The organism is Achromobacter sp. ACM02 (assembly GCF_014851605.1).
In the GTDB taxonomy this organism is placed as follows: Bacteria; Pseudomonadota; Gammaproteobacteria; order Burkholderiales; family Burkholderiaceae_B; genus Achromobacter; species Achromobacter aegrifaciens.
In genome coordinates, this window is record NZ_JACUZY010000010.1 from 165,519 (window position 1) to 190,906 (window position 25,388).

Sequence of the window (25,388 nt, forward strand, 5' to 3'; positions counted from 1 at the left end):
GATTTGTCCTGCCTGGGTCCATCGCAGAAGATGGTGGCCGACCACCCATGTCCCGGACATCGCCACGCGAAGCCCTCGCGGGCGCAGGATCCGGGCGCCAGGAGACGACCAGCCATGAGCCTTCCAGACCGAGTTGAAATCGTGGAAGTCGGCATGCGCGACGGACTGCAGATCGAATCCGAGTTCGTGCCCACCGACACCAAAATCCAGATCCTGAACGCGCTGATCGACGCGGGCGTGCGGCACTTCGAAGCCACCTCCTTCGTTTCACCCCGCGCCGTGCCGCAGATGCGCGACGCGCAGGAAGTCCTGCAGGGCGTGCGCAAACGTCCGGGCGTGGTGCTGGGCGCGCTGGCGCCCAACCGCAAGGGCGTCGAACGCGCCCTGCAATCGCAGGCCGACGAGATCGTCGTGTTCCTGTCCGCCACCGAGAGCCACAACACCAAGAACCTGAACCGCCCGGTCGAACAGTCGCTGCGCGACATCGAGGACATCGCGCAGCTGTTGAAGGACCACCCCATCAAACGCAAGGGCGCCATTGCCGTCGCTTTCGGCTGCCCCTTCGAAGGCGACGTGGACCTGGGCCGCATCCGGACCATCTTCGATCACTTCGCGCGCCAGGGCTTCGATGCCGTAACGTTGGGCGACACCACCGGCATGGCTACGCCCCGGCTGGTGCGTCACACGGTCGAGACGCTGCGGGCCGACCATCCCGGCGTCAAGATATCGCTGCACTTCCACAACACGCGCGGCATCGGCCTGGTGAACGTGGTGGAAGGCCTGCGCGCCGGCGTCACCTCCTACGAATCCTCGCTGGCTGGGTTGGGCGGCTGCCCGTTCGCGCCGGGCGCCACCGGCAACATCTGCACCGAAGACCTGGTCTACCTGCTGGACGAGATGGGCGTGGACAGCGGCATCGACCTGGGCGCGCTGATCAAGGTAGCCCAGCGGCTGGAAGGCATCGTCGGCCGCGGCCTGCCCGGCCAGCTGATGAAGGCGGGGCCGCGCCTGCGCCTGCATGACTATTCCGTAGCCGCCGGCGCGATCGGCTGAGGAGCCCCCATGGACAGCAAATCGAATGGCGGCGCGGCCATGGACCTGTCGGCGGTGCGCGAGACCGGCGTCAACTTGAACCGCCCCGAATGCGTGCTGAGCACGGCCGCGGGCGATCTCTACGTGTCCGACAAGGCCGGCGGCATACGCCACATCCTGCCCAGCGGCGACGCGCGCCTGATCGGCGCCCAGTCCGGACTGATACCCAACGGCTTCGCCCTGCTGCGCGACGGCTCGTTTGCCGTCGCCAACCTGGCCGACGACGGCGGCGTCTGGCGCGTGCAGCGCGACGGCACGGCGGAGCCCTACATCATGGAGATCGACGGCGTGGCCCTGCCCGGCGTCAACTTCGTCTGGCTGGACGAGCGCGAACGCCTGTGGATCTGCGTCAGCACCGTGCGTCGCGGCGACCATCAGTTCCGCCGCGACATCGCCGACGGCTTCATCGCCGTGCGCGACGAGCGCGGCACCCGCGTCGTGGCCCAGGACGTGCATTGGACCAACGAATGCCGCACCGATCCGGACGGCACGCACCTGTACGTCAACGAAACCTTCGGCCGGCGCCTGCTGCGCTTTCGCATCGGCGCCAACGGCGAACTGAGCGAACGCGCCGTCATCACCGAATTCGGCAAGGGTACCTATCCCGACGGCATGGCGGTCGATGAAGAGGGCCACATCTGGGTGGTCAGCGTGGTCTCCAACCGGGTCATACGCGTCAGCCCGCAAGGGCAGCAGCAGCTCATGCTGGAGGACGGCGACGCCGCGCACATCGACAGGCTGGAAGCCGAATACCTGGCCAATCGCCTGAGCCGCCCCATGGTTTACGACAACCATAGCAAGCGGCTGCAGAACATCACCAGCCTGGCGTTCGGGGGCCCAGAGCGCAAGACCGCCTACATGGGCTGCATCAATGGGTCCCGCCTGGCGGTGTTCGATTCGCCGGTCGCCGGGCTCAAGCCTGTGCACTGGAACTGGTAGGCCGGATCCGCATCCCGGAGGAGACATCATGCACAAGAAAATATCGCAGCAACTGGTCCGCGCCTCGGCAGCCCTGCTGGCGCTTTCGATCACCGCCGCCGGCGCGTTCGCGCCCGCTGGCCAGGCGCAGGCGCGGGAAATGAAGATCGCGACCATCGCCGCCTCCAACAGTCCCTGGGACCATGCCATGCGCGCCTTTGCCGAAGAGGCCGCCAGGCAATCCCAGAACGACCTGCAGGTGCACGTCTACACGGACGGGCAATTGGGCGACATCAGCAAGATCCTCTCGTCCATGCAGCTGGGCACGCTGGACATGGGCTACTTCGGCCTCGGGTCCGTGGTGTTCCTGCGCGGCGCCCAACCGCTGAACATCCTGTATGCGCCCTATCTGTTCAAGAGCGGCGAACAGGCCGAGCGCATCATCAACAGCGACGAGTTCGCGCAGATCTTCGATGACGTGGCCAAGAAATCCGGCGTGCGGGTGTTTGCGGCCTTCGGCATACGCTCGCCGCGTGCGCTGCAGACCGTATCGCGGCCCATCAACAAGCCCGAAGACGTCAAGGGCCTGAAGCTGCGCATTCCCGCCATTCCCATCCTGAAGTCCACCTTCGAAAAGCTGGGTGCGCAGGTCGTGCCGCTGGGCATGACCGAAATCTACACCGCGCTGGGCCGCGGCATGATAGACGGCCAGGACAACGGCTTTGATCTTTCGATCCCGCTGCGCTTCCACGAGGAAGCCAAGTACTGGGCGGCGACCGACCACGCCTACGAGCTGACGGGCTGGTTCATTTCCGAACGCGTCTGGCAAGGCCTGGACGCCAGGCAGCGCCAGGCGCTGACCGAGGCGGCCAAGGCGGGCGGCAAGGTCGCCACCCGCCTGGACCAGGAGCTGGACGACAACGCAGTCAAGCTCCTGAAGGAAGCCGGCGTTACCTACACGCAGCCCGACAAGGCCGCGTTCAAGGCGGCGCTGGCCACCGTCTACCAGCAGTACGAAGGCAAGGATTGGCCGGCCGGCATGGTCGAACGCATCCAGAAGATGCAGGAGTAAGCCATGGCCGCGCCCATGCCCGCGCCGACCGTGCGCGCCTCGTCCCACGCGGCCTCCGGCTGGCGCGGCCTGGCGCTGAGCGCCGACCGCGCCGTGTGCTGGATCGGCCGGCTGGCGGTTGCCCTGACCCTGGCCATGGTGCTGGTGTTCTGCTTCGCCCAGGTCCTGGACCGCTATCTGCTGAAGACGCAGTTCGACGCCTGGGACCAGGTCGCGCGCATCGGCATGCTGTGGTGCGCGTTTGTCGGCGCGGCCATGGCGTTGCGCGAGCGCCGCAACGTGGTCATAGACATCATCGACCGCCATCTGCCGGAACGCGTGCGGCGCGCGCGCGACCGCCTGTTCGACACCTGCCTGCTGGCGCTGGCCGCCACCCTGTTCTACAAGGGCCTGGACGTGGTCGCCGTGGGCAACTTCCAGGACATCGTCGGAACGCCTTTCACCTACGCCGTCAGCTACGCCTCGCTGACCGTGGGCATGGTGTTCTTCATGCTGTTCCTGGCCCTGCGCCTGCTCATCCCCGACGCCCCCGCGCCGCAGGACGCCTTCGCGCGCGGCGAGCCCGACACTCCGGGAACGCATCCATGATCCTCTTCTCCGTCGTGCTTTTCGTCGTGCTCATCCTGGCTGGTCTGGACATAGGCTTCGCGATGATCACCGCCGCCCTGATAGGCATGCTGTTCAAGGGCGGCGGCGGGGTCGATATCGCCCAGGCGCCGCTATCGATGCTGGGCGGCATAGACGAGACCGCCCTGGTCGCGATCCCCCTCTTCATCCTGGCCGGCGAACTGATGAACCGCGGCGGCGTCACGCTGCGGCTCATCAACTGGTCCATGGCCATGGTCGGGCATATGCGCGGCAGCCTGTCGCAAGTCTCGCTGACCACCAACCTGGTCATGGCAGGCATCAGCGGCTCCGCCGTGGCCGACGCCAGCGCCATCGGCACCGCCATGATCCCTTCGATGAAGCGCGAGGGCTACCGGCGCGGCTACCCCGAGGCGGTCATCGCCTGCGGGGCGATGCTGGGTCCCATCCTGCCCCCGTCGATCCCGATGATCGTCTATGCGGTGCTGGCCAACCTGTCCATCATCCGCCTGTTCCTGGCGGGCATCATTCCCGGCTTCATGCTGCTGGCGGGCTACATGGCCATATGCGCCTGGCAGGCGCGGCGCCACGGCTACCAATCGCGTCCGCGGGCCAGTTGGCCTGAGCGCGCCAGGGTGACGCGCGCGTCCATCTGGGCCTTGATGATGCCCGTCCTGATCATCGCCGGCATACGCTTCGGCCTGCTGACGGATACGGAGGCCGCGGCGTTCGTGGCCGTGTACGCCCTGCTCGTGGGCTTGGCCGTGTACCGGGAACTGAAGCCGGGCGAGCTGGGATCGGCGTTCTACTCGGCCGGGCGCACCATGGCCGTGGTGCTGTTCCTGCTGGCCGCCGCCGGTCCCTTCAGCTGGCTGATCAGCGAATCGCGCGTCGCGGCCACCATCGCCAAGGGCATCCTGGGCATCTCCGACCAGCCCTGGGTGGTGCTGCTGACGGTGAACGTGTTCCTGATCCTGGTGGGCAAGATCCTGGAGCCGCTGCCGGCCATGATCATCACGCTGCCAGCACTGCTGCCTATCGGCGCCCAGCTCGGCATGGACCCCATCCAGTACGCCATGATCCTGATCCTGAACCTGATGACGGGCATGCTGACGCCGCCGGTCGGCATCCTGCTGTTCGTCACGTCCGCCGTGGGCCGCACGCCGATAGGCCCCATCGTGCGCGAAATCGTGCCCTTCTTCATCTGGTCGCTGATCGTGCTCGCGCTGATCTGCGCCTTTCCTCCCCTGACCTTGTGGCTGCCGCGACTGGGCGGCTGACCAAAATCCAAGCAGATGCAAACCATGCCACTTACCGGAATCCGCGTCCTGGACCTGACCCGCATCATCTCCGGGCCGTACTGCACATCCATACTGGCCGACATGGGCGCCGAAGTGATCAAGATCGAAGCGCCCGGCGAAGGCGATCCCATTCGCCGCCAGGGCGTGCTCAAGGACGGCCTGAGCTGGTACTTCGCCAACTACAACCGCAACAAGCGGTCAGTGACACTGGACCTGTACAGCGCCGAAGGCAAGGACATCCTGCGCCAGCTGATACCCCACTGCGACGTCGTGATCGAGAACTACCGGCCCGGCATCATGGACAAGATGGGCTTCGGCGATGAAGCGCTGAAGGCGTTGCGGCCGGACATCATCCATTGCAGCATCAACGGCTTCGGCGCGTCCGGTCCCTATCGCGACCGGCCCGCCTTCGACTTCATCGCCCAGGCCATGAGCGGCTTCATGAGCCTGAACGGCGGCGAAGACGATCCGCCCATGCGCGCGGGGCCGCCCATCAGCGACCTGGCCGCCGGCCTGAACGGCGCGCTGGGCGTGGTGGCCGCGCTCTTGCGCCGCGAGCGCACCGGCCGCGGCGACTCCATCAGCGTCAGCCTGCTCTCCAGCATGATAGGGTTGCTCAGCTTCCAGGCATCGAACTACTTCGCCAGCGGCGAGCTGCCTCCGCGCACCGGCAACGACCACGGCATCGTCGCGCCCTACGGGCTGTTCGAGACGGCCGACGGCCAGGTCGCGATCGCTCCGTCCAACGATGCCATGTACGAGAAGCTGCTGGACGCGCTGGAACTGCCCGAACTGCGCGTGCATCCGGAATTCCAGGCCAACGCCGACCGCATGCTGAACCGCGCATCCATCAAGGCCGCCATCGAGGCCCGCACCCGCCAGAAGGACAGCCACTACTGGATCGAACGCCTAAACCAGTACGGCGTGCCCTGCGGGCAGGTGCTGAACCTGCAGGAAGTATTCGACGACCCGCAGGTAGCGGACCAGCAGATGGCCATGGACGTCGCCCATCCCGATGGCCAGCAGGTGCGCATGCTGGGCTTTCCGATCAAGTTCGCCGAAGCGCCCTGCCAGGTCCGCAGCGCCGCGCCCGCATTGGGCGCGGACACCGATGCGGTGCTGGAGGAATTGGGCCTGTCGCGCGACCGAATCAGGGAACTACGCGAACAAGGAACCGTCTAGCCAAACAGGGAGCTTGAAACCGCCCGCCGCAACCGAATCCGCAGTACGCGTCAGCAGCATCCGCAGCAACCGACGTCTGGCGATCACGACCGGACGCGCCCACCAAGGAATGGAGACCACAACCATGCTACGTGCCCTAATGTTCTCGGCCTGCGCGCTCGCCGCCTGCGCCCCCGCCGCCGCGCAGCAGTACCCGAACCAGCCCATCCGCGTCATCGTGCCGTTCACGCCTGGCGGCGGCACCGACTTCCTGTCGCGCACCGTCGCCGCCAAGCTGTCCGACTCGGTCAAATGGAACGTCGTCGCCGAGAACCGGCCCGGCGCCGGCGGCACCATAGGCATCACCACCGCCGCACGCGCCAAGCCCGACGGCTACGAAATCGTCATGGGCCAGGTCGACAACCTGGCCGTGGCGCCTTCGCTCTACACCAAGCTGGCCTATGACCCGGTCAAGGACTTCGAACCCATAGGCATCGTCGGTGAAGCCCCCCTGGTGGTCGTCGCAAGCAAGAACGGCCCGTACAAATCCCTCAAGGACCTGATCGCCGCCGCCAAGAAAGCGCCCGGGACCATCAATTACGGCTCGCCCGGCGCAGGCACCATCACGCACCTGGCCGCCGAACTGCTGCAGCTCCAGGCGGGCATCAAGCTCGTGCATGTGCCTTACAAGGGATCGGGTCCGGCCATGGCCGACCTGCTGGGCGGGCAGGTCCCCGTCATTTTCACGTCCATCCCCTCGGCCGCGCCGCAGATCAAGGCCGGCAGCGCCGTCCCGTTGGCCGTGACCTCCCTCAAGCGCAGCCCCGCCATGCCGGATGTGCCCACCGTCGCAGAATCCGGCTATCCGGACTTCGACGTGCGCGTATGGTACGGACTGCTTGCACCCGCCAACACGCCCAAGCCCATCATCCAGACGCTGAACACGGAACTCAACAAGATCCTCGCAATGAAAGACGTCCAGGATGCGCTGGCCGCGCAAGGCGCAACCGCCATGCCCACCACCCCCGCGCAGTTCTCCCAGACTATCGCCGCGGATTACAAGAAGTGGCGCGGCGTCATCCAGTCCGCCAACGTGAAGCTTGAATAGCCTTTGATCCAGGTCTTGCGGCGGCCATCGATCAATACCTCAAACCGCCGCAGCATTTCAACGCACACGCGGCCTCGAAAACAGCCTAGACCAAACGCATGCATCGCCTCATGCGTTTGCACGACGCTTCCCTGGGACGCGCCGCGCATGCGCTTGGATGATGGGCCGCAGCAGCATTGACAGGAATTTTGCCAGTCGAGACGATGACCTCAGCGCCACAGGTTTCAACGTGGCGCAAGTGAAGGAGGCTCATCATGTCAATCTCATGCAGACGACTGGAGGATGTGATTGCGGTCTCGGCAGCAGGAGACCAGTACCGGATCGAGCGACATATCATTCAAGAACCCGCGACGGACGAAAGTCCCGATCCACACATAGTGCTGCAATGCCGCCTCTCCACCGGCGGCGCCGTGATCTGGGAAGGGAAAGATGTGTACCGGCTGAAGTCAGGCGAAATCCTCAGACCAGTGAATCGGCGGAAGAAAAAGAGTCCTTTTGAAGGGTAGCGAAGAAAAGCCCGCGGCTTGCGCCTGCGGGCTTTTGTTTGGGAGGCGGGCAACTGCCCGCCACAACGTGGCACTCAGGCCATGCTCAAGCCCGCGTGGTGATGACGAAAGTATTCCCAGCGGCCGGCGTACCGTAGTACGTGGCTCGCCACTGCCCCGACGCGGTGCTCTGTTCGCCCCACATCTGTCCCAGCGTTCCGGTGGTGGTCGTAATGTCGGCCTTGACCATTGCGGGTTGCTCCGCGCTGTCGCAGATAGATTCGGCCAGTGAGGTTACGAAAGGATAATCGACTTGGGCGGCCGACAACGTGGCGTAACGCTCCGCGAGCGTATGGAGCGTGCCATCCGCGATCGGGCCATGGTCCTGGACTTGAACAGAATACCCAGTCATGTTGCCCGGAGAACTGGAAGTGCGAGGTTCCGGAAGAACGGTTGCATCATCATCGACATGATGCTTCATTGCTGCCGAATTCTCGGCCGAGCGCTTCAGTTGCTGTAGGGAAAGAGTTCTGATCGTCATGTGATATCTCCGGGAAATTTGCCGCTGCTGGGCTAGGGGGCATTCTCTGTTCGCGTATCAGGTCTACATGGCTTTCTCCTGGATGGACGAAAAAAAGCCCGCGGAGTGCGGGCTATCTGTTGCAGCATGACCTATCGGATCGCAGTCTCACGACGGGCCGAACCGGGATTTCTCCCAGCTCTGCACCGCCGCACGTTGCCGTGCCGCACACTCTCCGTACAACGCAACCAGCGCGATATAGCTGCGCGCCAGATCGTCCCAGCTATCGCTCGTCACCTCGGGCACTGGCGGGCACGGCTGCGCCAGGTTGGCCGGCAGAATTGGCCAGGCGGCCGGCCTCGTTGATGTGGCGCAGCCGCTCAGCGTCAATGCGGCAGCCAGCAGGTAAGGGACTCTGGACTTCGACACGGGTGTACCTTTCGATGATCTTGGGGCTGGCGTCGCGCAGCGCGGCAAGCGCGACTTCCAGGGATTCGGAGATTCCGCCCAGGCGCGCGGTCTGGCGCTGGAACTCGGTGAGCTCGGCCAGCGTATAGTCGGCGTTTGCCCGATCGACTCCGGCGCGGTACTGAACGGCGCCATACCAGCGCACACACAGGAAGACGGCGGCCACCAGGACGGCGCCGATCAGATACGGCGCCAACGCGCGCAGCGATGCGTTCATGCGCGACCCTTCCAGTTGCGTGGAATCTGGAAATGCGGGCCGTCTTTGAGCGTTTTCCAGTCGCCGCCCCACTCCACCGGCACGCCGAGCTCGGCCGCGCAGGCTTTGACCACCTGAGCCAGATCGGCGAAGGCCTGCCAGTTGTTCCAGGGAATCGCTCCAGCGATCAAAGGCGCCAGGTCGACGGCATGGCTCAAACCATCCGCCTGCGGCAAGTGGTAGCTGGCCAGCGTCTGGCTGGCACCCTTGGCTACGTTCTCGCGCTGTCGCGCGAGGGTTCGAACGCCTTCCACCACGGTGAAATCCATCGGCGTGCGCTGAATCGCCAATTTGACGATTGCGGCCAGGTCAGGATGTACGCCAACCAGACGGCTCAAGCTACGTTGGGACAGCTGAAACATGCCCACGGATGTAGTCTCCGGACGAATGGAACCATGCACCTCAAACCCCTTTTCCGCGTACCCGGTCGATTACAGCCTGCCACAGCGCGCCGATGGGGACCGTCTGTACCACCTCCCATCCGCGGGAGACGATGGCCATGCCGAACATGCCGGTCAGAAAGCCGGCCAACCCTTCTGGGATGCCGAGCAGCAGTGCCAGATACGGCGATGAGTAATAGGCGACCAATGAGCCGCTACCCGCCATGCTTAGACGCGCCGGCCACGACCCCTGCAGGTAGCGCATGGATACCACCGCGCCCAGCACGCCTGCGAGTTTTGCCGCAAGGGCGTCGAAATCTTGGAGGTCCAATTTCGCCTCCCTCATGGAAAAAAGCGCCTTGCGGCGGACTGGCATTTGATACCGGTTGAACCTGAACGACGCAGCTACGCATCCGTGATAGTGAATGAGCTGCCGGACTTGGTAATGGTTTTCACGTCCCTTTCCGGGTCATTCATATATGCATGGGCCGATTCTTCCGGTACCGGCAGGCCGTCTACGGGCCAGGAACCCGACTCCCGATAGCGGGACCGAAGGACGAATGCATAAAGCGCTCGGGTGTTGGCATCAAAGACATAAGGGAGAGCGGGATCGTAGTCCAGGAATTCGGTCTGGATTGGTTGGAAGGTCTCGGCCATGCTAGTTTCCTATGGCGATGAAATAGAATTCCGGCGCCTGTCCGGTTTCATAGCTGGTGCACCCGACTACCTGCAGCGAGGAGTTGGTGAAAGACGCGACGCTGATGCTATCCATGACATTCGGACTGTTTTGGATTTGCGGTATTGCCACCCAAGCGGCCGTCGGAAATGCCAATGGAAACGAGACAGAAGCAGATCCGGAGTAGTAGCTGCCGGTCGCAGTACCCATGTTCACGCTACCGCGTCCCCACTGGATAATGACACCACCAAGCCAGGAAGGCAGCGCCAGGTATCCGTTGATGCCCAGCGACATCGCCACGCCGAGCCGTAATTTTCTTGGCGTCACAATGGTCGCGTCATCGGCACCGGCATTCGTCTGCGCCGGCGTGGCAACCTTGGCGACGCCTATCACGCTTTCGGTGGCTTGCACCACCTTTCTTGCGATGGCCTGGAACACCTTGAACGGCGTCATCGCTCTTGTGTCATCCGTGCCTACCTCTGCTTCCGCGGTGGAGGCTATCCCCGCAGGCAGCGCGATCCAATTCGCCCCACCCGCATCCGGGTTTGCGGTGTTGTTCTCCACCAGGTTCAGCCAGTAGCCTGCGCCGACCGACTTTCTCAACATCGCGCCCTGCGGATACCCGCCAACGGCTGTGCTGAATGCAGAGTCATAGGGATACGCCCCTCCTGCCTGTTGCCATCGTGCGGCAGCGCTAAGAAAGTTCAGGATGCCATTGAAGTCAGCACCGTATGGCGGGACGCCACCCGCAGCCAACGGTGTCATCGTCAGCGGCGGAAAGCCATCCGTGAAAGACGCCGCCCCCGGCGTCACGCCAATCTGCGACGCAACCGGAATAGTGTTCTTCGTCCCGCTTTCCGCAAACGGGACGGCCGATTTGATAGGTGCATTGCTAGCTTGCATTGATAAGCCCCGAAGAAGTGAAAAGTACGCCCGAGCCGAACGGCTGCATTAGCGCCTCGTTGAATCCAAATGTGGTGGAAAGATCGACCTGCAGGATGTTCGCCAGCACCGCGGCCGGCTTGGGAATCGCGCCTGATTGAGTCAGGATGGCGATTTCGTGCGGCGCCAGCGCGAACTCGAACACGTAGCGGAATTCCATCCTCCCGGTGTCCGACACGTAGCAACGCCCCCGCCCCGCAAAGAGGTTCGACAGCAGCCGGTTCAAACTGGGCGACGTGCAATCCGAGATATTGGCCAGCGCCTTGACCAGGATCAGCGTGCGATACGCGTCATCGGCAAGCCGATATGTCTGCGTGGCCTGCTCGCCTGTGTAGAACGGCGCCTGATTGAAGGGCTGCCAATTCAGCGCCTCGTCAAACCCCAGATATGTGACGTCTCCCGGTATCGTCAACATCCGGCCGACGTCCACGATCCTGCCCCAGATGTCCAGCCCGAAGCCCTGCGCGGTCTCGACGTTCCAGACGAAGTCATGGAACGCGTCGAAATCGGCGTCAGGATTGATGTAGTCGTCCATGTTGTTGATCAACTGGACGAGCGTGGGGCTGTTGGCGTATTGACTGATAAGGGTCCGGGCCGCCAGCCCCGGCTTAGGCACGACGCTCATATCAATATCACCGCAATATCGTTGGCCGTGATCGTGGGCCGGCGGTTGATCGGAACGGCCAGGCTGGCGGCCGATGGCGTATCGGAGCCCAGAAGCAGGGACAGGATGGAGACCACCGGGCTCAGCGCCGAAATGGGCGCGTAGTAGCGGCTGGCATAAATGGTCGATCCGATGCGTGCGCGCTGCCCGCCATCTCCGCCGTTGAAGGCGTCCATGATCGCCTGCTTGGTCAAGGCAACGATGTCCGACGGCAGGGCCGGGTTGTCCGCCAGTTGCACCGCGAAACGCACGGGCAACGCGGCAGGGGTTTCCCATGTCACGACATACGACGGGTAGGGATAGGCATATCCCTCCTTGTCCTCCACGGTGTACGAGGTGTTGCCGTTGTAGTCGGAGCCATTGCTCTTCTTGCGCCAGATGGCGTCCGCGATGTCCGCCGCCTCGCCGCCCGTCACCGCGACCCAGATGGAGTGCGGACGCAGGACGACGCCGCCCACCGTCTTCGGCACGGAGAGATCGTTCTCCGTCACGTAGGCGTCGATGACGCCCTCCACGTTCGCCACGTTGGCGTAGATTGCGGGGATCGAGCCGCGGGCGTTCAGCGCTACCGACTGCCGCCGGCGCTCCTCGAACTCGGCCCGGCTTTCCACATGGCTGCCCACCGTCCCGGCATCCGCGTTCGACACCGAGTCCCAACCGGGAATGGCCTGATAGATCTGGTTCAGTGCGCCAGGCGCGCAATCCACCGGCCCGTCGACCGAGCAGGCGAATGGCAGGTCGACGCGTCCGCTGGCCGGTATCGTTCCCGCCTGCGTGCACAGGTACAGATTGCCATCCACCGCCTGCGCGCGCGCGCCCACCGGTATCGTCACGCCCGCCAGGCCCGTGCAGGTGGCGATGACGGCGGTGGGCGTACCGGGCTTGCGGTCCAGGAAGTAGATCCGCCCGATGGCGTCCTGCATCCGCCCTTGCGCATAAGCCGGGTCGACCTGGTTCACGTAGGACGCGAACTCGTTGTTCTTGTCGCCGATGATGGCGGTGGTGCTGGAGGCCAGCTGGCCCTGGGGCGTTTCCAGCGCGGGATTCAGCCCGCCACCGAAGGCCGCGTCCATGTCGGACAGGACGCCGGCAAGGATGGCGGATTCGTTGGGCAGCACCAGCCCTTCCGGCGTGAACTGCACGCGCGGCACTTTCGAGATGTTCGGCATGGTTTCCTCAGAAGCTGACGGTTTGCGTCGTTCCGTCTTGCAGGGTGATTGCGACATAGCCCGCCAGGGCGCGGTCGGTATAGGAGGTCAGCGTGCAGGCCGCGTCGGCCACGTCCGGGACCGTCAACGCGGCTCGCCGGACGTGTTCCCGCACCAGCGCCAGCGGCGGCTGATGGCCCAGGAATTCTTCCCAGTACGGAACGCCCGAGGCGGTGTTGTAGAACAGCTCCCCCTTGAAGAGCTTGATGGCGCTGGCGACGTCTTGCGCCACGGCGTAGGGCTTGGACGCCAGTGCGATATTCCCCGCGGCATCGAGCACCAGGTCCCAGGCCGTCCGGTCTAGCAGCATCGTGTTCAATTGGGCGCTCCTGTGTTTGCCGGCCCGCTCTGCACGCCGGAATGCGTGTGGGTGCTGCCCACGTCCTTGCCGTTGTTGCGCAGCGTACCCAGCGTGTGCATGTCGCCCTGCCAGGTAGACGTGCCGCCGAAGGATCCACCGCCTTGTTGCACCGTCCCGTTCAGCACGATCCGTGGAGAATTCAATGCGCACTGCGCGCTGGCGTTCAGTTCGATATTGGGCGCGGCCACCGTCACCTTCGAGGGCGACACGATGTGTATGCCGTCCGCCGTGAACTGCACGTACTGCACCGGGGTTCCATTCAACAGACCGCCGAAATACAGCCCGTCCGCCATGTCGTGGGACCGCCAGGAACCGGGGTTGTTCTGCGCCTTCGAGGTCTTCACCAGCGAGATGTCCCGATTCGCGAAAGCCGCCATCCCGATATCCCCGACCTTCGGGTCCAGGATGACGGCGTCCGCTCCGCCCTGAAGGCGAAAGTAGGGAAGACGATGCAGGACGCCATGCGGCACGGCATTGCCGGCGCCATCGAGCTGGTTGACGAGCGGCTGCACATCGACAAAGCCCACGGGCGATAGCCCGCCTGCATTCGTCACCGACACCACCTTGACCAGCGTCGCCGTGCTGACTCGGATCAGCGCCTGGCTGATCAGGAACTGCAAGGCGCCGAACTCGCTGTCACCCTGGCCGGCTTGCGCCAGCCCTGCGTATCCGTATTGCTTAGCCATTGAGATTCCTTTTGCATACGGCCATCGACTGCCAGACGCCGCCAGGCACCTCTGCCTCCAGCTTGTGGGACAAGCTCACAATGATCCACTCGCCATGCGCGGGTTCGACGGTGCTGATGACCTGCACTCTTTTTCCCAATCCGAGATGCGGGTTGTAGAGCGTCGTCAGTTGGAGCCCCTTGCTCGTAAACGCCGGATATCCGATCAACCCCGTTTCCGGCGCCACGAGAATCGGATCGCCCTTTCTGTATCCGCCCTCCGGCCAGACCGACAGGACGCCGCGGTCTATCGTGAAGTTGACCCGGGCGGCCTTCGCGCAACTGCGCAATTGGTCCATGTCGGTTCCGGAAAAATAGGGGTCGGCCAACACATAGTCCTCCCCGCTTTTTTCGCCCTTGTATCCCATCGATTTGGCGATATCACACATGATTTCTTGCGCCTTTTTCGCACCGGGAAACGACCTGGCGGATGCGGGCTTTACCTGCTTGGCCCCAGCCACCTCGGTCTTGACTGTGAATACGCCCCCCGCGGCCGCCTTGCCCTCTGCCCCCATTCCGTAACCACCCCAGGCCTCGACGATGTCTCCTTCGTAGACCACGCAGGGAACACCCGAGTCTCCCGCTGCGTCGATCCGGACAAGATTCTTTCCCCGGCGCTCCGTCATGACGGGTCCTATCGTCGTCAGTTTGTTCATCAGGTCTTGATTCAGTCCGTGGATCTGCAGGGTCATTGGACTGTTTTCGAATACGGTATGGAGAGGAATATCCACCGTCATCCTGTAGCCGCTGAGCGTCACATCCGGTCCCTGCTCATCGCCGAACTCCCCCTTGCCCAGGCTGATGGTCACGTCCAGCCGGCGTTTGATGAAGCTCATGGTTCCAAAGGCTCCAGGTATGCCAGGACGAAACGCGAACCGAGATCCTGATACCGCGGGTCGGCGTGGCCCTGGGTGTCCACAAAAACCAGATCGCCGACGAAGCCCAGGTAGGCAGACCGCAGCAGCCGTACCCGGTCATGGCAAAGCACCGTCGTCACGATGGGCGCATTGTCGAGTTCAAGATCCAGATAAAGTCCGGTCGACTTCTGGTAGACGGCGATCTGGCAGTTCTGCCCGGACAGCACGACGCTGAGCGTTTGCGCGGGAACGGGCCTCAAGGGAATTCTCTTCATTGGATCGGCTCCAAATCGGCCACCTTGTTCTGATCGCGCCGGGGATAGGCGTCAATCTCGAACGCCTGTACCTGGCCATTGCTCACTTCATTCGCGCCGCTGGGGTCCCGCGTGGCCGGCGATAGCTGGACGGCCGTCTGCCGGACTTCCTGCAGAGTCAGTTCAACGATCAGGAGGCTGGAGCCGTTCTTGTCGGCGCGGGTGTATGAGTACTTCACCAGATTGGCCGACGGATAGACGATCTCTGGCGTCGCCACTGAGTACAGCTCCGTGCCGCCGACGATGCGCTCCAGCACGGACAACATGACTTTGCGTGACACTGGATCGCCGCCATGCGCCAGCTTGATGGTCGCTTCGAACGGCGCATCGACCTTGTTGAAGGACGAGAATCCGCCCTGCTCAACCGGATGGCTGGATATCTGACCGCTCTGATTGAAGGTAATTCCAAGGAACGTCTCGAAGACCAGCATCTGCCGCCCATCGACGCCATACAGCCCCCAGCGAGGAGGACCGAAGATCCTGTCGGTCAGCGCCGCAAGCTCGAAGCTTGCCGGTTCGGAGACCGAAGGAAGGAACGCGGCGCGGAAGACTGCGGGGACGCCCGGACTGCTCGGAACATCGGGAAAAGGAATAAGCGGCATCAGAACATCCCCGTATTGCCTTGTTGGACGAGATTCTGGGAGCGCCCCACACGCCCCAAATCGCGAGCGACTCCCTCGCCGTCCGTCGCCTGCGTCATAACCGTAATGGGGCCGTGGATATGGGTTTCGGACGTATTGCTGGTGGTTGCGGTGCTGCTCGGGATGGCGGCAGCGCTGGCTTGGGCTGCCGCGACCGTCATAGCTGCAGCTGCGGCGCCTCGTTCCTGATCTTCGAGGAAAAGCGTCCCATAAATTGCCCCGGCAGCGGCTGCGAGCTTGCGCTCTTCGCTTGAGCTGGCCCCTTCGGACTTGTTCAATCCGAAGTGGCGGTACACGGCCACGCTGGCCTGGGCCGGGGTGGTGGCAGCGGCCAGATGTACTCCCGCCCTGCGCCTGGTGCTCTCCAACTCACTGGCGACGAAATCCAGTTGCTGTTCAACCGTGGACTCGCGCAGGTCCATGCCATATATGCGCTTGAAGTCGGCCTGGCGTCGCGGATTCCATAGTCCGATGCCGGCGGAAACGCCATCAGCGCCCACGGCCCTGGGGTCCAGGTTGCTTTGGGCCTGCAGGTTGGCCACCACCCCCACGGCCGCCTCCCGGGTGTAGTCCTTGGCCTCGAAGTACCTGACTGCGTCGAGAATTTCCTTGCGCTTCAGCGCGGGATTTCTCATCGCAGCCAGGTCTTCTTGCTCGCCCCCATTCAGATCTTCGCTAAACAGGAACAGCGCAGCGCCAGCCGCCGCGCGCCCAGCCAACTTCAACGCCGCAGGTCCCAAGCCTCTCAACGCACCCAGTCCACGCGCCGCGCCAGCGCCACCAAGGGTTCCGAGAGCCGTAGCCACGGCCCCCAAGGCAGATGCCAGGCTCAGCAGCGAATTTGCCCAGGAAAGAATCTTGAGCGCCCCCAGCGCTAGCAGGACGTTTTGCCATCCTCCCACCGCCTGCGCCGCCGAATCGACTGCATCAATGAACTTCACGATGGCCTGCGCCGCGCCGTCGACCCACTCGACGATTTCGTCTCGGTTCTCAAGCAGATAATCGCCCCAGCCCTGTGCGAGCGAGATAAGCCGCTCGAACGCCGGCATGAGCGCCAGCAGCACCTTGACGCTCACCGATTCAAAGGTATCGCGCAGATCCAGGTAACGGTCGCGCAGCTGCGAGGCAGCTTGCGCATCGCTACCGGAGATGGCGGCGCGCTTCTCCTGGACCTGAAGCAACCGCTCGAGCTCATCGGGCCCGCGCTTGAACAGATTGAACAGGCCCTCGTTGATACCCATGTCCTGGGCGGCCAGCGCGGCCTGGGCCCTGTCCTTCTGGTAAAGATCGGCAATGATCCTCGACCTGGCCAGAAGGTAGGTGTTCCCGTCCTTGAGGTCGCCGACATTGCCGCCGTTGCGGAAGAACCCGGGTAGCGAGTCCGCGGCGGATCCGCGGTTGAATCTGGCTACCTCGACCGAGGATTCCCTCAATTGGGCGGAAATGGCTTCCGCAGTTCCGCCAGCCCGCTCGGCCGCCTTCTGCCACGCGGACAGCCGCTCGGTGCTCATCTCCAGATTCTGGGCCGTTTGGCTCAGACCGGCCGCACCGGAGTAGCTATCCGCCGCAAAACGCTTCGGATCGAAACCCGCGGTGACGAGCAAGGCGTCGATGATGGTGGCCATGCAATTACCTCGGTTCAGCTAGGACGCGCCTGTTGTGTGCGTCCACCGCAATCACCTCAAGCAGGTTGTACAGGTCTTCGGCACCGTAGACCGTCTGCAGGTCGTGCAGCAGGCCCGGGTGCCGGGAAATCACCACGCCAATGATCCGGGGGATATTGGCGTAGCGAATCAGGCGCGCGCCGCCGTCGTGGACTTGGAGCCCGAAGTCGATGGGACGGCGGCCGTAAAAAAATCCAGGTGCAAGCCCAGGACTTTCTTGCGCAACGCGAACAGCGTCGCCACCTCCTCGACATCGCCTGACATGAGCTCGCGCGTCACGTTCGGGCTGGGCTGGATCTGGACGCAATCCATCATCTTTTCCAGCAGCGGCTTGGCGCTCTCGAAAGGCAGCTTGGCGATGGCCTTCATGCCCATGGCGGCCACACCGGCCAGCCCTGCCTCGGCGATGTTGTCCGGGATTTCCACCCCGGCGTTCATCAACGAAAACAGCGCCCGACCGGCCCATTCCTCGGCGTCGTAGGCAGAAAGCTCCGTCAGGATGAACACCTTGCCCTTGTCGCGCCCTTCGGCGCCAATGGTCAGGGTTATTTGCTTTCTGGCCATGTCACACCAGCGCCGGAGAGACGTTCTGCCAGGTGATCTGGAACGCCATGGGTTGGAGCATCGCCTTGGCATCCGGCGCCGGCGGAATCTGCGTCAGCACGCCGCGGGTCAGCGTGTACTTGCGGTCGATCGACGGGATGTTGAGGGTGCCGTTTGCATAAAACACTTCGCGGGCCGTTTCACTGGCTGCCATCCAGATCTCGAAGACGCGCATGGACGGGGAATCGGGCTGGATCGTGATGGTCTGCACGCGGGGAACCGGCACGTAGCCGGCCGACATGCGGCCGTCCACGCCCATGGTTACCTGCGCGGGCTTGGCAGCCTCGAAGGTGAAGGCGCTGTCGGAAGCGTAGCCCTCGATCTTCTGCGGCACCGGAAAAACGCCGCCCACCGCAAGCATCAGAACCGAGTTGGCACTGGTCAAAGTCGCCATGTTGAATCCTTAAAGAATGGCCAGCGAGGCCAGGGTGATCTGCTGGACGGAACCGCCGTCCAGGTACCAGAACGTCATGGGCGGGGTGCCGCGGGCCTCTCTCACCTGCGGCGTCGCGTCCTTGATCTGCAGATACCAGCCGCGGGTCTGGAGCGTGTCGGAGATATCCACACCGGCCTGGCTGTTGATCTGCGCCTTCTGCTGGCTCGACAGCGTCACGCCGGCGCGGATGGCGCCGAAGTTGACCGCGGCGTTGATCGGGTCCAGGCAGGCAGCGTCGATCAGCGTGTAGCCGTCGATGTTGTAGGGAATGGCGTTCACCTGGGTCAGCAGCGTCATCAGCGCCTGCTGAAACGCCGCGTTCAACCAGATCTGGTTGACGTAGGTGTCGACCCATTTCCAGTTGCCGCTGATCTGGCCCGGGTACAGGAAGCGGAAGCGGTCGTTGCTGGTGGCGTAGTCGCCGTAGAAGTTGTAGCCGTTGTTGATCAGCGTCTGAGCGGTGGTCGCGTCAGTCACGGAGAACGCGAGGCCCGACTGGCCCTTGAACGCCAGGGTGGCGCGGCCGTTGGTACGTTCGAAGTCGAGCGATGCAACGGCGCCCAGGACGAAGGCTGCATGCAGCACGTCCTTGTAGACCGGCACGGAGCCCGAGTATTCATTGGCGCTTACGACAGCCGCCCAGTTGGACGTGTTGCCCTGCTGGGTAGCGGTGATATCGGTGTCCCAGCCGACGTAGGCGTAGCGGTCGCCCTGGGCATTCGTCCACGCCGAAAACGCCACTTTGCCGGCCGTATCGGGCTCGAAGGTCGTCATGAACGCCGCCCAGTTCTGGGTCAGGTCGGTAATCCGGCCCATGTCCACCGCTGGAATGCCGGCCGCGGCGCCCAGCGACACCTTGGCGCCAGCGGCCTGCGTCAGCTTCAAGCCCGACGCGAGGGTGCCGCTGCCATAGGAGATCGTGCTGGCGACGCCATCGGTGGCCGAGACGATCACGAAAGCGGCACGCTGCGCATCGTAGGTGCAGGTGGCGCCCATGGCGGTGAACCCGGCTTCGATGATCGTGGCGGCGTTCGAGAAGCTCGTTGCCGTCGACAGGTCGATGCTGGCGGAGGTCTTCGCCACGCCGTCCACGGTCACCGTCAGGATGCCGGACAGCGCCTGCAGCTGGGTCAGCGTTACCGCGGCCATCGAGCCGCCGCGCAGATAGGCGGAAACCGCTGCCGCCGGATACTGGGCATACAACAGATTGCCCGGCTTGCGGGTCGAGTTGTCGAAGCCGTTGAAGTAGACGTCGGCCAGGGCGGCCTCGGTCGAGGTCGGACCGAAGAAGCGCTGTACGTCGCGCGGGGTCGCGAAACTCTGGACGGTGCCGATGGGGACGGCGGTATCGTGGGTCAGGATCAGGCCGTTCAAATCGAGCGCCGATCCGCCGGCGGAGATCACGCCAGGCACTACCTGGACGATTTCACTGGCGGGAATGGACATAGGATTAAGCTCCCGTAGGGTAGGTGGTGTCGGCCTCGATGAGGCCCACGTGAAGGTGATCCGCAAACTGCTGCGGCATGCTGATGGAAGGGTTGAACTGCAGGACGGCGTCGAACCACCACCGCTCGAAGGTCTGGCTTTCCCCGCTCTCGAAGGGCACTTGCTTGAGCTCGCCCGCGTACAGCGGCTGAGTTCGTCCCAGATTCCCCAGGAACTCGCACCCGTACTGGCTGCGCAGGGCGATCGAGAGCGTGAGCGCCAGGTCCAGGGCCCGCGCCCCGTAGCCATCCACGCGGGCAGACCATTGCGTGGCCTGGGTCATGATCCGCCTCCCCGCCGCAGGCGACGGATCGGCATAGGCCATGACCGGCACGGAAAGTCCCTGCGCCGCCAGCGGAGTGATGACGACGCACTCGCGCGGTGGCGCGGGAACCCAACCGGGTAGACCGCGGACTACGTCGCAGTCGACCAAGGTCTTGAAGAATGCGACGAGGTCCTCTACCAGCTGGTTTTCAGTGATGCTGATCTGAACGCTCATGGAGTTGGATTCCTGCTGAAGAAGACTGGCGCCGAAACATCGCGCCCAAATGCAAAAGCCCCGGCACGTGGCCGGGGCTGCATTTCGGGGTTGCATTTGTCAGGGGCGCAATGCCCCGGACAAATTGTGACCGATTGCGTGACCGTTGGAGCGGGGTCTTGTGACGGTTCCGTCACATGCAGTGCAAAGAAGTTCGCCCCCTGCCCCAGCAGTGAAAAAGCCGGGGCCACGCGCCCAAAACAAAAAGCCCCGGCGCGTGGCCAGGGCTGCATTTGCTTGGGGCGCAATGCCCCGGACCCATTGTGACCGATTGCGTGACCTATGGGGCGCGGTCTTGTGACGGAACCGTCACACGCCACGCGTAGGTTCGCCCGTGCCCGCCTTTCTCGGGCTCTTGAATCAGCACGCTGCCGGTATCCTGCAGCGCATCCATGGCCCGCTGGATGCCTCTTTGCAGGCGCGTCTTTTCGGGAACAGACAAAGGCCGGCCGCGTGACACATGACGGACCAGCTCCATCAAACGGAATGAGCGGCCGGGATAGCAGGCCATCAGATCCATCACCTCGTGCGCGTACTTCACGCCAGCCTCCTTTCCACCAGGCTGCGGAAAAGACCCAGGTACAGTTTGTATTCGGTTTCGGTCAGGGCCACGCCGGTCGTATCGGCAATCCAGTCCAGCGCCTTGGCGCGGCGCGCGCGGCCATCCAGCTGGCCGAACATCACATTCTTCTGCGGGTATTCGGCAATGATGATCATGCGCTCGTGCCAGGGCAGCGCGGCATGCATCGCCTCGACCTCCATGGCGTGGTGATGGTTGATGGGCCGGTAGTCCTCCTCTTCGGAAAGGTACACCTCCATGTTTCCCACCGTAGCGCCGGACCAGGTCCAGCGGGCCCAGTTCCAGATCAGATCGTCACCCGTCAATTTACTCATCAGCCACCTCGCATTGTTTACCTGTCTTGCCGCTGGAACCGTTCTGCAGACGGCCCTCCGTATCCTGGCTTTCGCCCTTGGCGCGCTTGAGCATGTCGGCGATGCCCTTGCTCGGGTGGTCGCCGCGCGCGATGCGCGCCTCCCACTTTTCGATCCAGCTCCGAGGCGGGCACCCACGGTCCCGCAGCACCTTTTGCGCGCCCATCTTCTTGAGTGCCGCCTCGGCCTCGGCGCGCGTGGCCAGCGTCTGGCCGGGCGCGGGCAGCGCTGGACGAGGCAGCGGGATATCCGCCCACACGCCCTTCGCCAGCTCCTCGTTCAGCGTCTTCTCCCAGCGCGCCTTGATGGCGCCGTAGGTGCAGCCCAGCAGATCCACCGTGCTGACGCCCACCGCGGCCCAGTACACCGCCGGATGCGACCAGACACCGGGCTCGCCGCGCCTGCGCGCGGACAGGCCACGCACGGCCTCGTGATAGGCCACTTCGGGAACCATCCACGGGCAACATAATTTGATGAACTGCGGCAGCGTCGGCGGCCATTCCTGGGTCAGGCAGGCGACCAGGCCGCGACGCACCTGCACCTCGTCCAGGCCCGCCAATTTCTGGTTCCATGAATCCTTCAGTTCACGGGCAGTCAGGCCCTGCCATTGCTGCGCGAACTTGGCGCCGTACATCAGCAGCATTTCATTGACCACCAGCGCGCCCATGGCGGCGGAAGGGATGTCAGCGGGTTGCATCGATCGTCCCCATGAACCGCTCGCGCGGCCGGCCGTCGTCGGCCAGTACTTCTCGCAGCTCCTCGGTCCAGTCGGCCAGGCGTTGCGCCCTGCCTGCCGGATGGCCCGCTGTAACAGGCGTGCGCGGAGGGAAGAGGCCCTGGTACCCGCCCGCGATGCTGTTCGCGATCACGGCCCCTGGCTGATGCCCTGCGGCCAGATAGGCGGCAAGCTGTTGCAGCTGACGCCTGGCGCCCTCCTGCGTCACCGGCTTTTTGCGCGCCTTGCGGTCGGCAATCCAACTGACCCAGTCCTCGCGGTCCAGCCAATCCGGCAGTTCGATCACGGACGCGTCGAATCCGGTCCCCCGCTTGCGGGAGGTGTGTTCTTTTGGTTCCTGGTTCTTGGTTCCTGGTTCTTGGTTAGCTTCCGATCCGCCATCTGCCGGGCCATGGCCGGGTTTCTCGTCGAAACCCATGGGAAACCCGCTGGGTTGTTCCGGATTGCGCTCTGCCAGCCTGGGCCGGCCGCCTCGCCGGCCGTTGGCCTTGGCAGTCTCGGCCTTGACGTGATACGCGGCAATCTCCACGTCCGCTCGTTTGTTGTGCCAATGGCCATCGCGCAACACGAAGAACTCGGCCAGCACCTGCGCGGCCGCCTCTCTTTCTTCTTCGCTACGGGCCCCCACCCACCGGAATACCTGCTGCAGGTTGTCCACGATGGGCTGCTCTTCGGCGTAGTACCGGCGCAGCAGGCGGCTGTAGATGGCATCTTCAAGCAAGCTCAGATGCGCCGTGGCCTGCGCGTAGTCACCGATGTTGTGGCTGTAGTAGTTCATGCGTGTTTTTGCATCCCCGCCAGTCTTACCTCGCTATCATTTTTAAATCTTAGAATGCTAAGATTCTAAATGCAAGCCAACTAAGATTGTTTTTGTTTAGCATCCTAAGATGACCTTTCAGAAGCGAATCACACAGGCGTTCAACGAGGAAGCGGCCCGCCGGGCAGACGCGGCCGAACCACGCCTTACCAAGACAGACCTATGGAAGGCAGCCGGCGCCTCTTCCGGCGCGGCGACGCATTGGTTCAATGGGTCCAACGGCATGGATATGGCGACCTGCATCAAGGTCGCCCCGCTGCTGCGCGTGAACGCGCAATGGCTATATGACGGCACCGCCCCGAAACTGCCTGCGAGCGATGGATCCCTGGCCGCAGCGGTGCTGGCGCCCCCTCCGTGGCCCTTCCCCGGCATCCCGGAAGAACAGGTGCGGGCATTGCCGCCGGATCAGCTGAACAAATTGCAGGGCGCGATTGCGTTGGCAATCGCGCAATTGAAGCTGGGGATTGACGTCTCCCCTGCTACCGCCGCGCCACAAATGCCGACGGTCCTGCGCAGCGACTCGCTGGTGGACACCTACTTGTCCCGAGACGAGTTCCCCATGCGCATCGATGGCCTGCCTGCAGCGCCCTGGGAAGGCGGCAAGACCACGCGCCAGACCGAACGCGAAGGCAGGGTCCGGATCAGCACCCAGAAAGGCGTGGTCGCCAATGTGGGCGTGGGCGAACCGCCCGCGGCCAACGACAGATTCGAGAAGGTCCCGGAACTGTCCGACGTGCGCCTGGCTGCGGGCGACCCCATCGAAAACCATGCCGAAGAACAGACCGGCATGATCCAGTTCCGCAAGTCTTTCCTCAGGTCGGTAGGCGCGGACAACGGCCGAGGCCGCGTGGTGTATGCGAAGGGCGACAGCATGGAGCCCGTCATCCGCGACGGCGCCGCGTTGCTGGTGGTCCCCAACGAAAGCCTGACGCTGCAGGACATCGCCGCCGGCGGGGTCTATGCCATCAACTACGACGGCAAGATGATCGTGAAGACGGTGGCCCGGGAACGGCTAACCGGGCAATGGGTGGCGCGGTCGTTCAATCCCTTGCACGATGACATCCCGCTGGAGAACGGGGCATCGGTGCGGGTGTTGGGGCGGGTTGTGTGGGCGGGGGCAAGATTGCGAGATGATGAGGCGGGGCGGTGGAGGGCTGAGTGAGGGGAGTCTCCAGGACCTTACGTTTCGGGTAGTAGCGGGAGTCAGTTCACTCCGGTGGCTTTTACTCGACCGGAATTTGACGCGCTCTTGCGCTGTGCGTTGCGGTGCAGGCCTGGCGCAATAGATCTCCGAAAGCGTAAGAATGGCGACCAATGAAAAAACACTTCGCTTTCGCGCAAGCAAAATCTTTCTGTCTCCTTCGGACGTGAAAATCCCGCTAAAGCGGGCAACAAATTCAGGCTTGTAATCCGATCCAAAGCTCATACAATCGGCAAGGCAGCACCCCTCGATTATTCCTTTATACGCCTTTGGAGACAAAATGTTCCGGAGACTTGCGAAGAAGCTGCTGCTTTCCGTTCCCGACATTCGCCGGTTGATAAAGGAGCGAGACACAGCTCAATCTGAGCGTGACGTAGCACGACGCGAGATTGAGGAACTTCGCCTCCGAATGGCATCCACCGAAAGCGAGCGCCGTGGCCTTACAGAACGATTGGCTCATGCACTCCCAGAACACTCCAAGACAGTCTTTTCCCACTGGGGTGAAGACTGTATCGAACAGTTTATCTTCCAGAATTTGAATACCGGTCGATATCTTGATATAGGCTGCTACCACCCCGCTCTGTACTCCAATACCATGGCCCTGTATCAGCGTGGATGGACAGGAGTCAACGTTGACCCGAATCCTTTCATGATCGAACAGTGCGGAAAATTCAGGCCCAAAGACACAAGTATCAACAAGGCGGTAGGTGCTAAGAAAGGCCACATGGAGTACTACAACTTCCACGATTGGGCCTCGAGTAATACCGCGAACAAGAACTTCGCTAAGGCTGTCGCCGCTGTCAGCGAGGTAGAGGTTCCCGCACCGACGCTGGTGGAGGTGCTGACCCTGGCGGACCTCATCAATGAGTACTTGCATGGGAAGGCGCCAGATTTTCTCAATATTGACGTTGAAGAATTGGATATCGAGGTGCTTGATTCTGGCGATTGGGAATCCCACAGGCCCTCAGTGGTAGCCGTCGAAGACATGAGCTTTGTTGCAGATCGACCGGCTGATTCCACTATCCACCGATTTATGCGAGAACGCGATTACATTCTCTTCTCGCGGTGCGTTTTCACCAGTCTTTACATCGAACGAACGTTCAACAACTCTGGCCCAAAGTTCCCCTGCTGATCCACCTATGTCGGATGTCCCATGGCTTCCGTGTTTTGGATCATGACTTTGCTCCATCTTCACGCCCGAAAAAAGATACCGTCTTACCCGTCAAGAGATTAGGCGTATCC

The 25,388-nt window shown here is 63.2% G+C and carries 32 protein-coding genes; 10 read left to right on the forward strand and 22 right to left on the reverse strand.

Features of this window, described 5'->3' with window-relative positions; all coding sequences use genetic code 11:
• Nucleotides 1–114: 114 nt before the first annotated feature.
• The 8 genes from IB258_RS26635 to IB258_RS26670 all read left to right on the forward strand — a co-directional run bounded on the left by IB258_RS26635 (nt 115) and on the right by IB258_RS26670 (nt 7,743).
• The gene (locus IB258_RS26635; protein ID WP_192353412.1) at nt 115–1,053 is read left to right on the forward strand and encodes a hydroxymethylglutaryl-CoA lyase; all 939 of its coding nucleotides are present in this window, start codon (nt 115–117) and stop codon (nt 1,051–1,053) included.
• A 9-nt stretch (nt 1,054–1,062) separates the two neighbouring features.
• Complete coding sequence (locus IB258_RS26640; RefSeq protein ID WP_192353413.1) at nt 1,063–2,031, forward strand: SMP-30/gluconolactonase/LRE family protein; 969 nt, start codon at nt 1,063–1,065, stop codon at nt 2,029–2,031.
• A gap of 28 nt (nt 2,032–2,059) precedes the next feature.
• Entirely contained in the window at nt 2,060–3,082 is a 1,023-nt protein-coding gene (locus tag IB258_RS26645; protein ID WP_166738421.1) for a TRAP transporter substrate-binding protein, read from the forward strand.
• 3 nt (nt 3,083–3,085) lie between these two features.
• The gene (locus IB258_RS26650) at nt 3,086–3,670 is read left to right on the forward strand and encodes a TRAP transporter small permease (RefSeq protein WP_119450078.1); all 585 of its coding nucleotides are present in this window, start codon (nt 3,086–3,088) and stop codon (nt 3,668–3,670) included.
• Nucleotides 3,667–4,947, forward strand: a complete 1,281-nt coding sequence (locus IB258_RS26655; protein ID WP_054453293.1) for a TRAP transporter large permease — start codon at nt 3,667–3,669, stop codon at nt 4,945–4,947. The genes IB258_RS26650 and IB258_RS26655 overlap by 4 nt, the downstream gene beginning before the upstream one ends.
• Nucleotides 4,948–4,971: 24 nt before the next feature.
• A complete protein-coding gene (locus IB258_RS26660) occupies nt 4,972–6,150 on the forward strand; it encodes a CaiB/BaiF CoA-transferase family protein (RefSeq protein WP_225589088.1) in 1,179 nt (392 codons plus the stop codon).
• A 124-nt stretch (nt 6,151–6,274) separates the two neighbouring features.
• Nucleotides 6,275–7,237, forward strand: coding sequence for a tripartite tricarboxylate transporter substrate binding protein (locus IB258_RS26665; RefSeq protein WP_054453299.1), 963 nt, complete (start codon nt 6,275–6,277; stop codon nt 7,235–7,237).
• A 254-nt stretch (nt 7,238–7,491) separates the two neighbouring features.
• Nucleotides 7,492–7,743, forward strand: coding sequence for a hypothetical protein (locus IB258_RS26670; protein ID WP_125472828.1), 252 nt, complete (start codon nt 7,492–7,494; stop codon nt 7,741–7,743).
• Between the two features lie 85 nt (nt 7,744–7,828).
• Here the strand turns inward: IB258_RS26670 and IB258_RS26675 are convergent, their stop codons facing one another.
• The 22 genes from IB258_RS26675 to IB258_RS26780 all read right to left on the reverse strand — a co-directional run bounded on the left by IB258_RS26675 (nt 7,829) and on the right by IB258_RS26780 (nt 22,906).
• Nucleotides 7,829–8,263, reverse strand: a complete 435-nt coding sequence (locus IB258_RS26675) for a hypothetical protein (protein WP_192353414.1) — start codon at nt 8,261–8,263, stop codon at nt 7,829–7,831.
• 262 nt (nt 8,264–8,525) lie between these two features.
• The gene (locus tag IB258_RS26680; protein ID WP_192353415.1) at nt 8,526–8,927 is read right to left on the reverse strand and encodes a hypothetical protein; all 402 of its coding nucleotides are present in this window, start codon (nt 8,925–8,927) and stop codon (nt 8,526–8,528) included.
• Entirely contained in the window at nt 8,924–9,334 is a 411-nt protein-coding gene (locus tag IB258_RS26685) for a M15 family metallopeptidase (protein ID WP_175181853.1), read from the reverse strand. Before IB258_RS26685 ends, IB258_RS26680 begins: the two co-directional genes overlap by 4 nt.
• 34 nt (nt 9,335–9,368) lie before the next feature.
• Nucleotides 9,369–9,677: a hypothetical protein gene (locus tag IB258_RS26690; RefSeq protein WP_175161715.1), complete on the reverse strand. Its 309-nt coding sequence runs from the start codon at nt 9,675–9,677 to the stop codon at nt 9,369–9,371.
• Between the two features lie 74 nt (nt 9,678–9,751).
• Entirely contained in the window at nt 9,752–10,003 is a 252-nt protein-coding gene (locus tag IB258_RS26695) for a hypothetical protein (protein ID WP_175161713.1), read from the reverse strand.
• A gap of 1 nt (nt 10,004) precedes the next feature.
• Entirely contained in the window at nt 10,005–10,925 is a 921-nt protein-coding gene (locus tag IB258_RS26700; RefSeq protein WP_192353416.1) for a hypothetical protein, read from the reverse strand.
• On the reverse strand, nt 10,915–11,589 hold the full coding sequence (locus IB258_RS26705) for a DUF2612 domain-containing protein (RefSeq protein WP_175161709.1): 675 nt from the start codon (nt 11,587–11,589) through the stop codon (nt 10,915–10,917). Before IB258_RS26705 ends, IB258_RS26700 begins: the two co-directional genes overlap by 11 nt.
• Nucleotides 11,586–12,797: a baseplate J/gp47 family protein gene (locus IB258_RS26710; RefSeq protein WP_192353417.1), complete on the reverse strand. Its 1,212-nt coding sequence runs from the start codon at nt 12,795–12,797 to the stop codon at nt 11,586–11,588. Before IB258_RS26710 ends, IB258_RS26705 begins: the two co-directional genes overlap by 4 nt.
• Before the next feature lie 7 nt (nt 12,798–12,804).
• Nucleotides 12,805–13,146: a hypothetical protein gene (locus IB258_RS26715; protein ID WP_225589106.1), complete on the reverse strand. Its 342-nt coding sequence runs from the start codon at nt 13,144–13,146 to the stop codon at nt 12,805–12,807.
• A gap of 5 nt (nt 13,147–13,151) precedes the next feature.
• Entirely contained in the window at nt 13,152–13,883 is a 732-nt protein-coding gene (locus tag IB258_RS26720; protein WP_125472836.1) for an oxidoreductase, read from the reverse strand.
• Nucleotides 13,876–14,757, reverse strand: coding sequence for a hypothetical protein (locus IB258_RS26725; RefSeq protein WP_192353418.1), 882 nt, complete (start codon nt 14,755–14,757; stop codon nt 13,876–13,878). Before IB258_RS26725 ends, IB258_RS26720 begins: the two co-directional genes overlap by 8 nt.
• Nucleotides 14,754–15,053 carry a hypothetical protein gene (locus tag IB258_RS26730; RefSeq protein ID WP_175161700.1) on the reverse strand — a complete coding sequence of 100 codons (300 nt, stop codon included), beginning with the start codon at nt 15,051–15,053 and terminating at the stop codon, nt 14,754–14,756. The genes IB258_RS26725 and IB258_RS26730 overlap by 4 nt, the downstream gene beginning before the upstream one ends.
• On the reverse strand, nt 15,050–15,694 hold the full coding sequence (locus IB258_RS26735; RefSeq protein WP_192353419.1) for a phage baseplate protein: 645 nt from the start codon (nt 15,692–15,694) through the stop codon (nt 15,050–15,052). The genes IB258_RS26730 and IB258_RS26735 overlap by 4 nt, the downstream gene beginning before the upstream one ends.
• Complete coding sequence (locus IB258_RS26740) at nt 15,694–17,358, reverse strand: phage tail tip lysozyme (RefSeq protein WP_192353420.1); 1,665 nt, start codon at nt 17,356–17,358, stop codon at nt 15,694–15,696. The genes IB258_RS26735 and IB258_RS26740 overlap by 1 nt, the downstream gene beginning before the upstream one ends.
• Nucleotides 17,359–17,526: 168 nt before the next feature.
• Nucleotides 17,527–17,961 (reverse strand): hypothetical protein, encoded by a 435-nt coding sequence (locus IB258_RS26745; protein ID WP_054453326.1) that lies wholly within the window; start codon nt 17,959–17,961, stop codon nt 17,527–17,529.
• A gap of 1 nt (nt 17,962) precedes the next feature.
• Nucleotides 17,963–18,394, reverse strand: a complete 432-nt coding sequence (locus IB258_RS26750; RefSeq protein ID WP_054453328.1) for a hypothetical protein — start codon at nt 18,392–18,394, stop codon at nt 17,963–17,965.
• 9 nt (nt 18,395–18,403) lie between these two features.
• Entirely contained in the window at nt 18,404–19,882 is a 1,479-nt protein-coding gene (locus tag IB258_RS26755; protein ID WP_192353421.1) for a DUF3383 domain-containing protein, read from the reverse strand.
• A 4-nt stretch (nt 19,883–19,886) separates the two neighbouring features.
• Nucleotides 19,887–20,420 (reverse strand): hypothetical protein, encoded by a 534-nt coding sequence (locus IB258_RS26760; RefSeq protein WP_192353422.1) that lies wholly within the window; start codon nt 20,418–20,420, stop codon nt 19,887–19,889.
• Nucleotides 20,421–20,739: 319 nt separating this feature from the next.
• A complete protein-coding gene (locus IB258_RS26765) occupies nt 20,740–21,000 on the reverse strand; it encodes a hypothetical protein (protein WP_054453334.1) in 261 nt (86 codons plus the stop codon).
• Nucleotides 20,997–21,353, reverse strand: a complete 357-nt coding sequence (locus tag IB258_RS26770) for a hypothetical protein (protein WP_054453336.1) — start codon at nt 21,351–21,353, stop codon at nt 20,997–20,999. The genes IB258_RS26765 and IB258_RS26770 overlap by 4 nt, the downstream gene beginning before the upstream one ends.
• On the reverse strand, nt 21,346–22,089 hold the full coding sequence (locus IB258_RS26775) for a hypothetical protein (protein WP_125472844.1): 744 nt from the start codon (nt 22,087–22,089) through the stop codon (nt 21,346–21,348). The genes IB258_RS26770 and IB258_RS26775 overlap by 8 nt, the downstream gene beginning before the upstream one ends.
• Nucleotides 22,076–22,906, reverse strand: a complete 831-nt coding sequence (locus tag IB258_RS26780) for a YdaU family protein (protein ID WP_192353423.1) — start codon at nt 22,904–22,906, stop codon at nt 22,076–22,078. The genes IB258_RS26775 and IB258_RS26780 overlap by 14 nt, the downstream gene beginning before the upstream one ends.
• 109 nt (nt 22,907–23,015) lie before the next feature.
• Here IB258_RS26780 and IB258_RS26785 point away from each other — a divergent pair, with 109 nt between their 5' ends.
• Together IB258_RS26785 and IB258_RS26790 are read left to right on the forward strand one after the other, a co-directional pair.
• Entirely contained in the window at nt 23,016–24,107 is a 1,092-nt protein-coding gene (locus IB258_RS26785) for a helix-turn-helix transcriptional regulator (RefSeq protein WP_175161681.1), read from the forward strand.
• A 448-nt stretch (nt 24,108–24,555) separates the two neighbouring features.
• The gene (locus IB258_RS26790) at nt 24,556–25,278 is read left to right on the forward strand and encodes an FkbM family methyltransferase (protein WP_181953321.1); all 723 of its coding nucleotides are present in this window, start codon (nt 24,556–24,558) and stop codon (nt 25,276–25,278) included.
• Nucleotides 25,279–25,388 lie beyond the last annotated feature (110 nt).

Excerpts from the sequence above, each read along its gene's own strand:
- IB258_RS26635 (WP_192353412.1), top strand. The coding sequence starts at position 115 with ATGAGCCTTCCAGACCGAGTTGAAATCGTGGAAGTCGGCATGCGCGAC.
- IB258_RS26640 (WP_192353413.1), top strand. The coding sequence starts at position 1,063 with ATGGACAGCAAATCGAATGGCGGCGCGGCCATGGACCTGTCGGCGGTG.
- IB258_RS26645 (WP_166738421.1), top strand. The coding sequence starts at position 2,060 with ATGCACAAGAAAATATCGCAGCAACTGGTCCGCGCCTCGGCAGCCCTG.
- IB258_RS26650 (WP_119450078.1), top strand. The coding sequence starts at position 3,086 with ATGGCCGCGCCCATGCCCGCGCCGACCGTGCGCGCCTCGTCCCACGCG.
- IB258_RS26655 (WP_054453293.1), top strand. The coding sequence starts at position 3,667 with ATGATCCTCTTCTCCGTCGTGCTTTTCGTCGTGCTCATCCTGGCTGGT.
- IB258_RS26660 (WP_225589088.1), top strand. The coding sequence starts at position 4,972 with ATGCCACTTACCGGAATCCGCGTCCTGGACCTGACCCGCATCATCTCC.
- IB258_RS26665 (WP_054453299.1), top strand. The coding sequence starts at position 6,275 with ATGCTACGTGCCCTAATGTTCTCGGCCTGCGCGCTCGCCGCCTGCGCC.
- IB258_RS26670 (WP_125472828.1), top strand. The coding sequence starts at position 7,492 with ATGTCAATCTCATGCAGACGACTGGAGGATGTGATTGCGGTCTCGGCA.
- IB258_RS26675 (WP_192353414.1), bottom strand. The coding sequence starts at position 8,263 with ATGACGATCAGAACTCTTTCCCTACAGCAACTGAAGCGCTCGGCCGAG.
- IB258_RS26680 (WP_192353415.1), bottom strand. The coding sequence starts at position 8,927 with ATGAACGCATCGCTGCGCGCGTTGGCGCCGTATCTGATCGGCGCCGTC.
- IB258_RS26695 (WP_175161713.1), bottom strand. The coding sequence starts at position 10,003 with ATGGCCGAGACCTTCCAACCAATCCAGACCGAATTCCTGGACTACGAT.
- IB258_RS26700 (WP_192353416.1), bottom strand. The coding sequence starts at position 10,925 with ATGCAAGCTAGCAATGCACCTATCAAATCGGCCGTCCCGTTTGCGGAA.
- IB258_RS26705 (WP_175161709.1), bottom strand. The coding sequence starts at position 11,589 with ATGAGCGTCGTGCCTAAGCCGGGGCTGGCGGCCCGGACCCTTATCAGT.
- IB258_RS26710 (WP_192353417.1), bottom strand. The coding sequence starts at position 12,797 with ATGCCGAACATCTCGAAAGTGCCGCGCGTGCAGTTCACGCCGGAAGGG.
- IB258_RS26715 (WP_225589106.1), bottom strand. The coding sequence starts at position 13,146 with ATGCTGCTAGACCGGACGGCCTGGGACCTGGTGCTCGATGCCGCGGGG.
- IB258_RS26720 (WP_125472836.1), bottom strand. The coding sequence starts at position 13,883 with ATGGCTAAGCAATACGGATACGCAGGGCTGGCGCAAGCCGGCCAGGGT.
- IB258_RS26725 (WP_192353418.1), bottom strand. The coding sequence starts at position 14,757 with ATGAGCTTCATCAAACGCCGGCTGGACGTGACCATCAGCCTGGGCAAG.
- IB258_RS26730 (WP_175161700.1), bottom strand. The coding sequence starts at position 15,053 with ATGAAGAGAATTCCCTTGAGGCCCGTTCCCGCGCAAACGCTCAGCGTC.
- IB258_RS26735 (WP_192353419.1), bottom strand. The coding sequence starts at position 15,694 with ATGCCGCTTATTCCTTTTCCCGATGTTCCGAGCAGTCCGGGCGTCCCC.
- IB258_RS26740 (WP_192353420.1), bottom strand. The coding sequence starts at position 17,358 with ATGGCCACCATCATCGACGCCTTGCTCGTCACCGCGGGTTTCGATCCG.
- IB258_RS26745 (WP_054453326.1), bottom strand. The coding sequence starts at position 17,961 with ATGGCCAGAAAGCAAATAACCCTGACCATTGGCGCCGAAGGGCGCGAC.
- IB258_RS26750 (WP_054453328.1), bottom strand. The coding sequence starts at position 18,394 with ATGGCGACTTTGACCAGTGCCAACTCGGTTCTGATGCTTGCGGTGGGC.
- IB258_RS26755 (WP_192353421.1), bottom strand. The coding sequence starts at position 19,882 with ATGTCCATTCCCGCCAGTGAAATCGTCCAGGTAGTGCCTGGCGTGATC.
- IB258_RS26760 (WP_192353422.1), bottom strand. The coding sequence starts at position 20,420 with ATGAGCGTTCAGATCAGCATCACTGAAAACCAGCTGGTAGAGGACCTC.
- IB258_RS26770 (WP_054453336.1), bottom strand. The coding sequence starts at position 21,353 with ATGAGTAAATTGACGGGTGACGATCTGATCTGGAACTGGGCCCGCTGG.
- IB258_RS26775 (WP_125472844.1), bottom strand. The coding sequence starts at position 22,089 with ATGCAACCCGCTGACATCCCTTCCGCCGCCATGGGCGCGCTGGTGGTC.
- IB258_RS26780 (WP_192353423.1), bottom strand. The coding sequence starts at position 22,906 with ATGAACTACTACAGCCACAACATCGGTGACTACGCGCAGGCCACGGCG.
- IB258_RS26785 (WP_175161681.1), top strand. The coding sequence starts at position 23,016 with ATGACCTTTCAGAAGCGAATCACACAGGCGTTCAACGAGGAAGCGGCC.
- IB258_RS26790 (WP_181953321.1), top strand. The coding sequence starts at position 24,556 with ATGGCATCCACCGAAAGCGAGCGCCGTGGCCTTACAGAACGATTGGCT.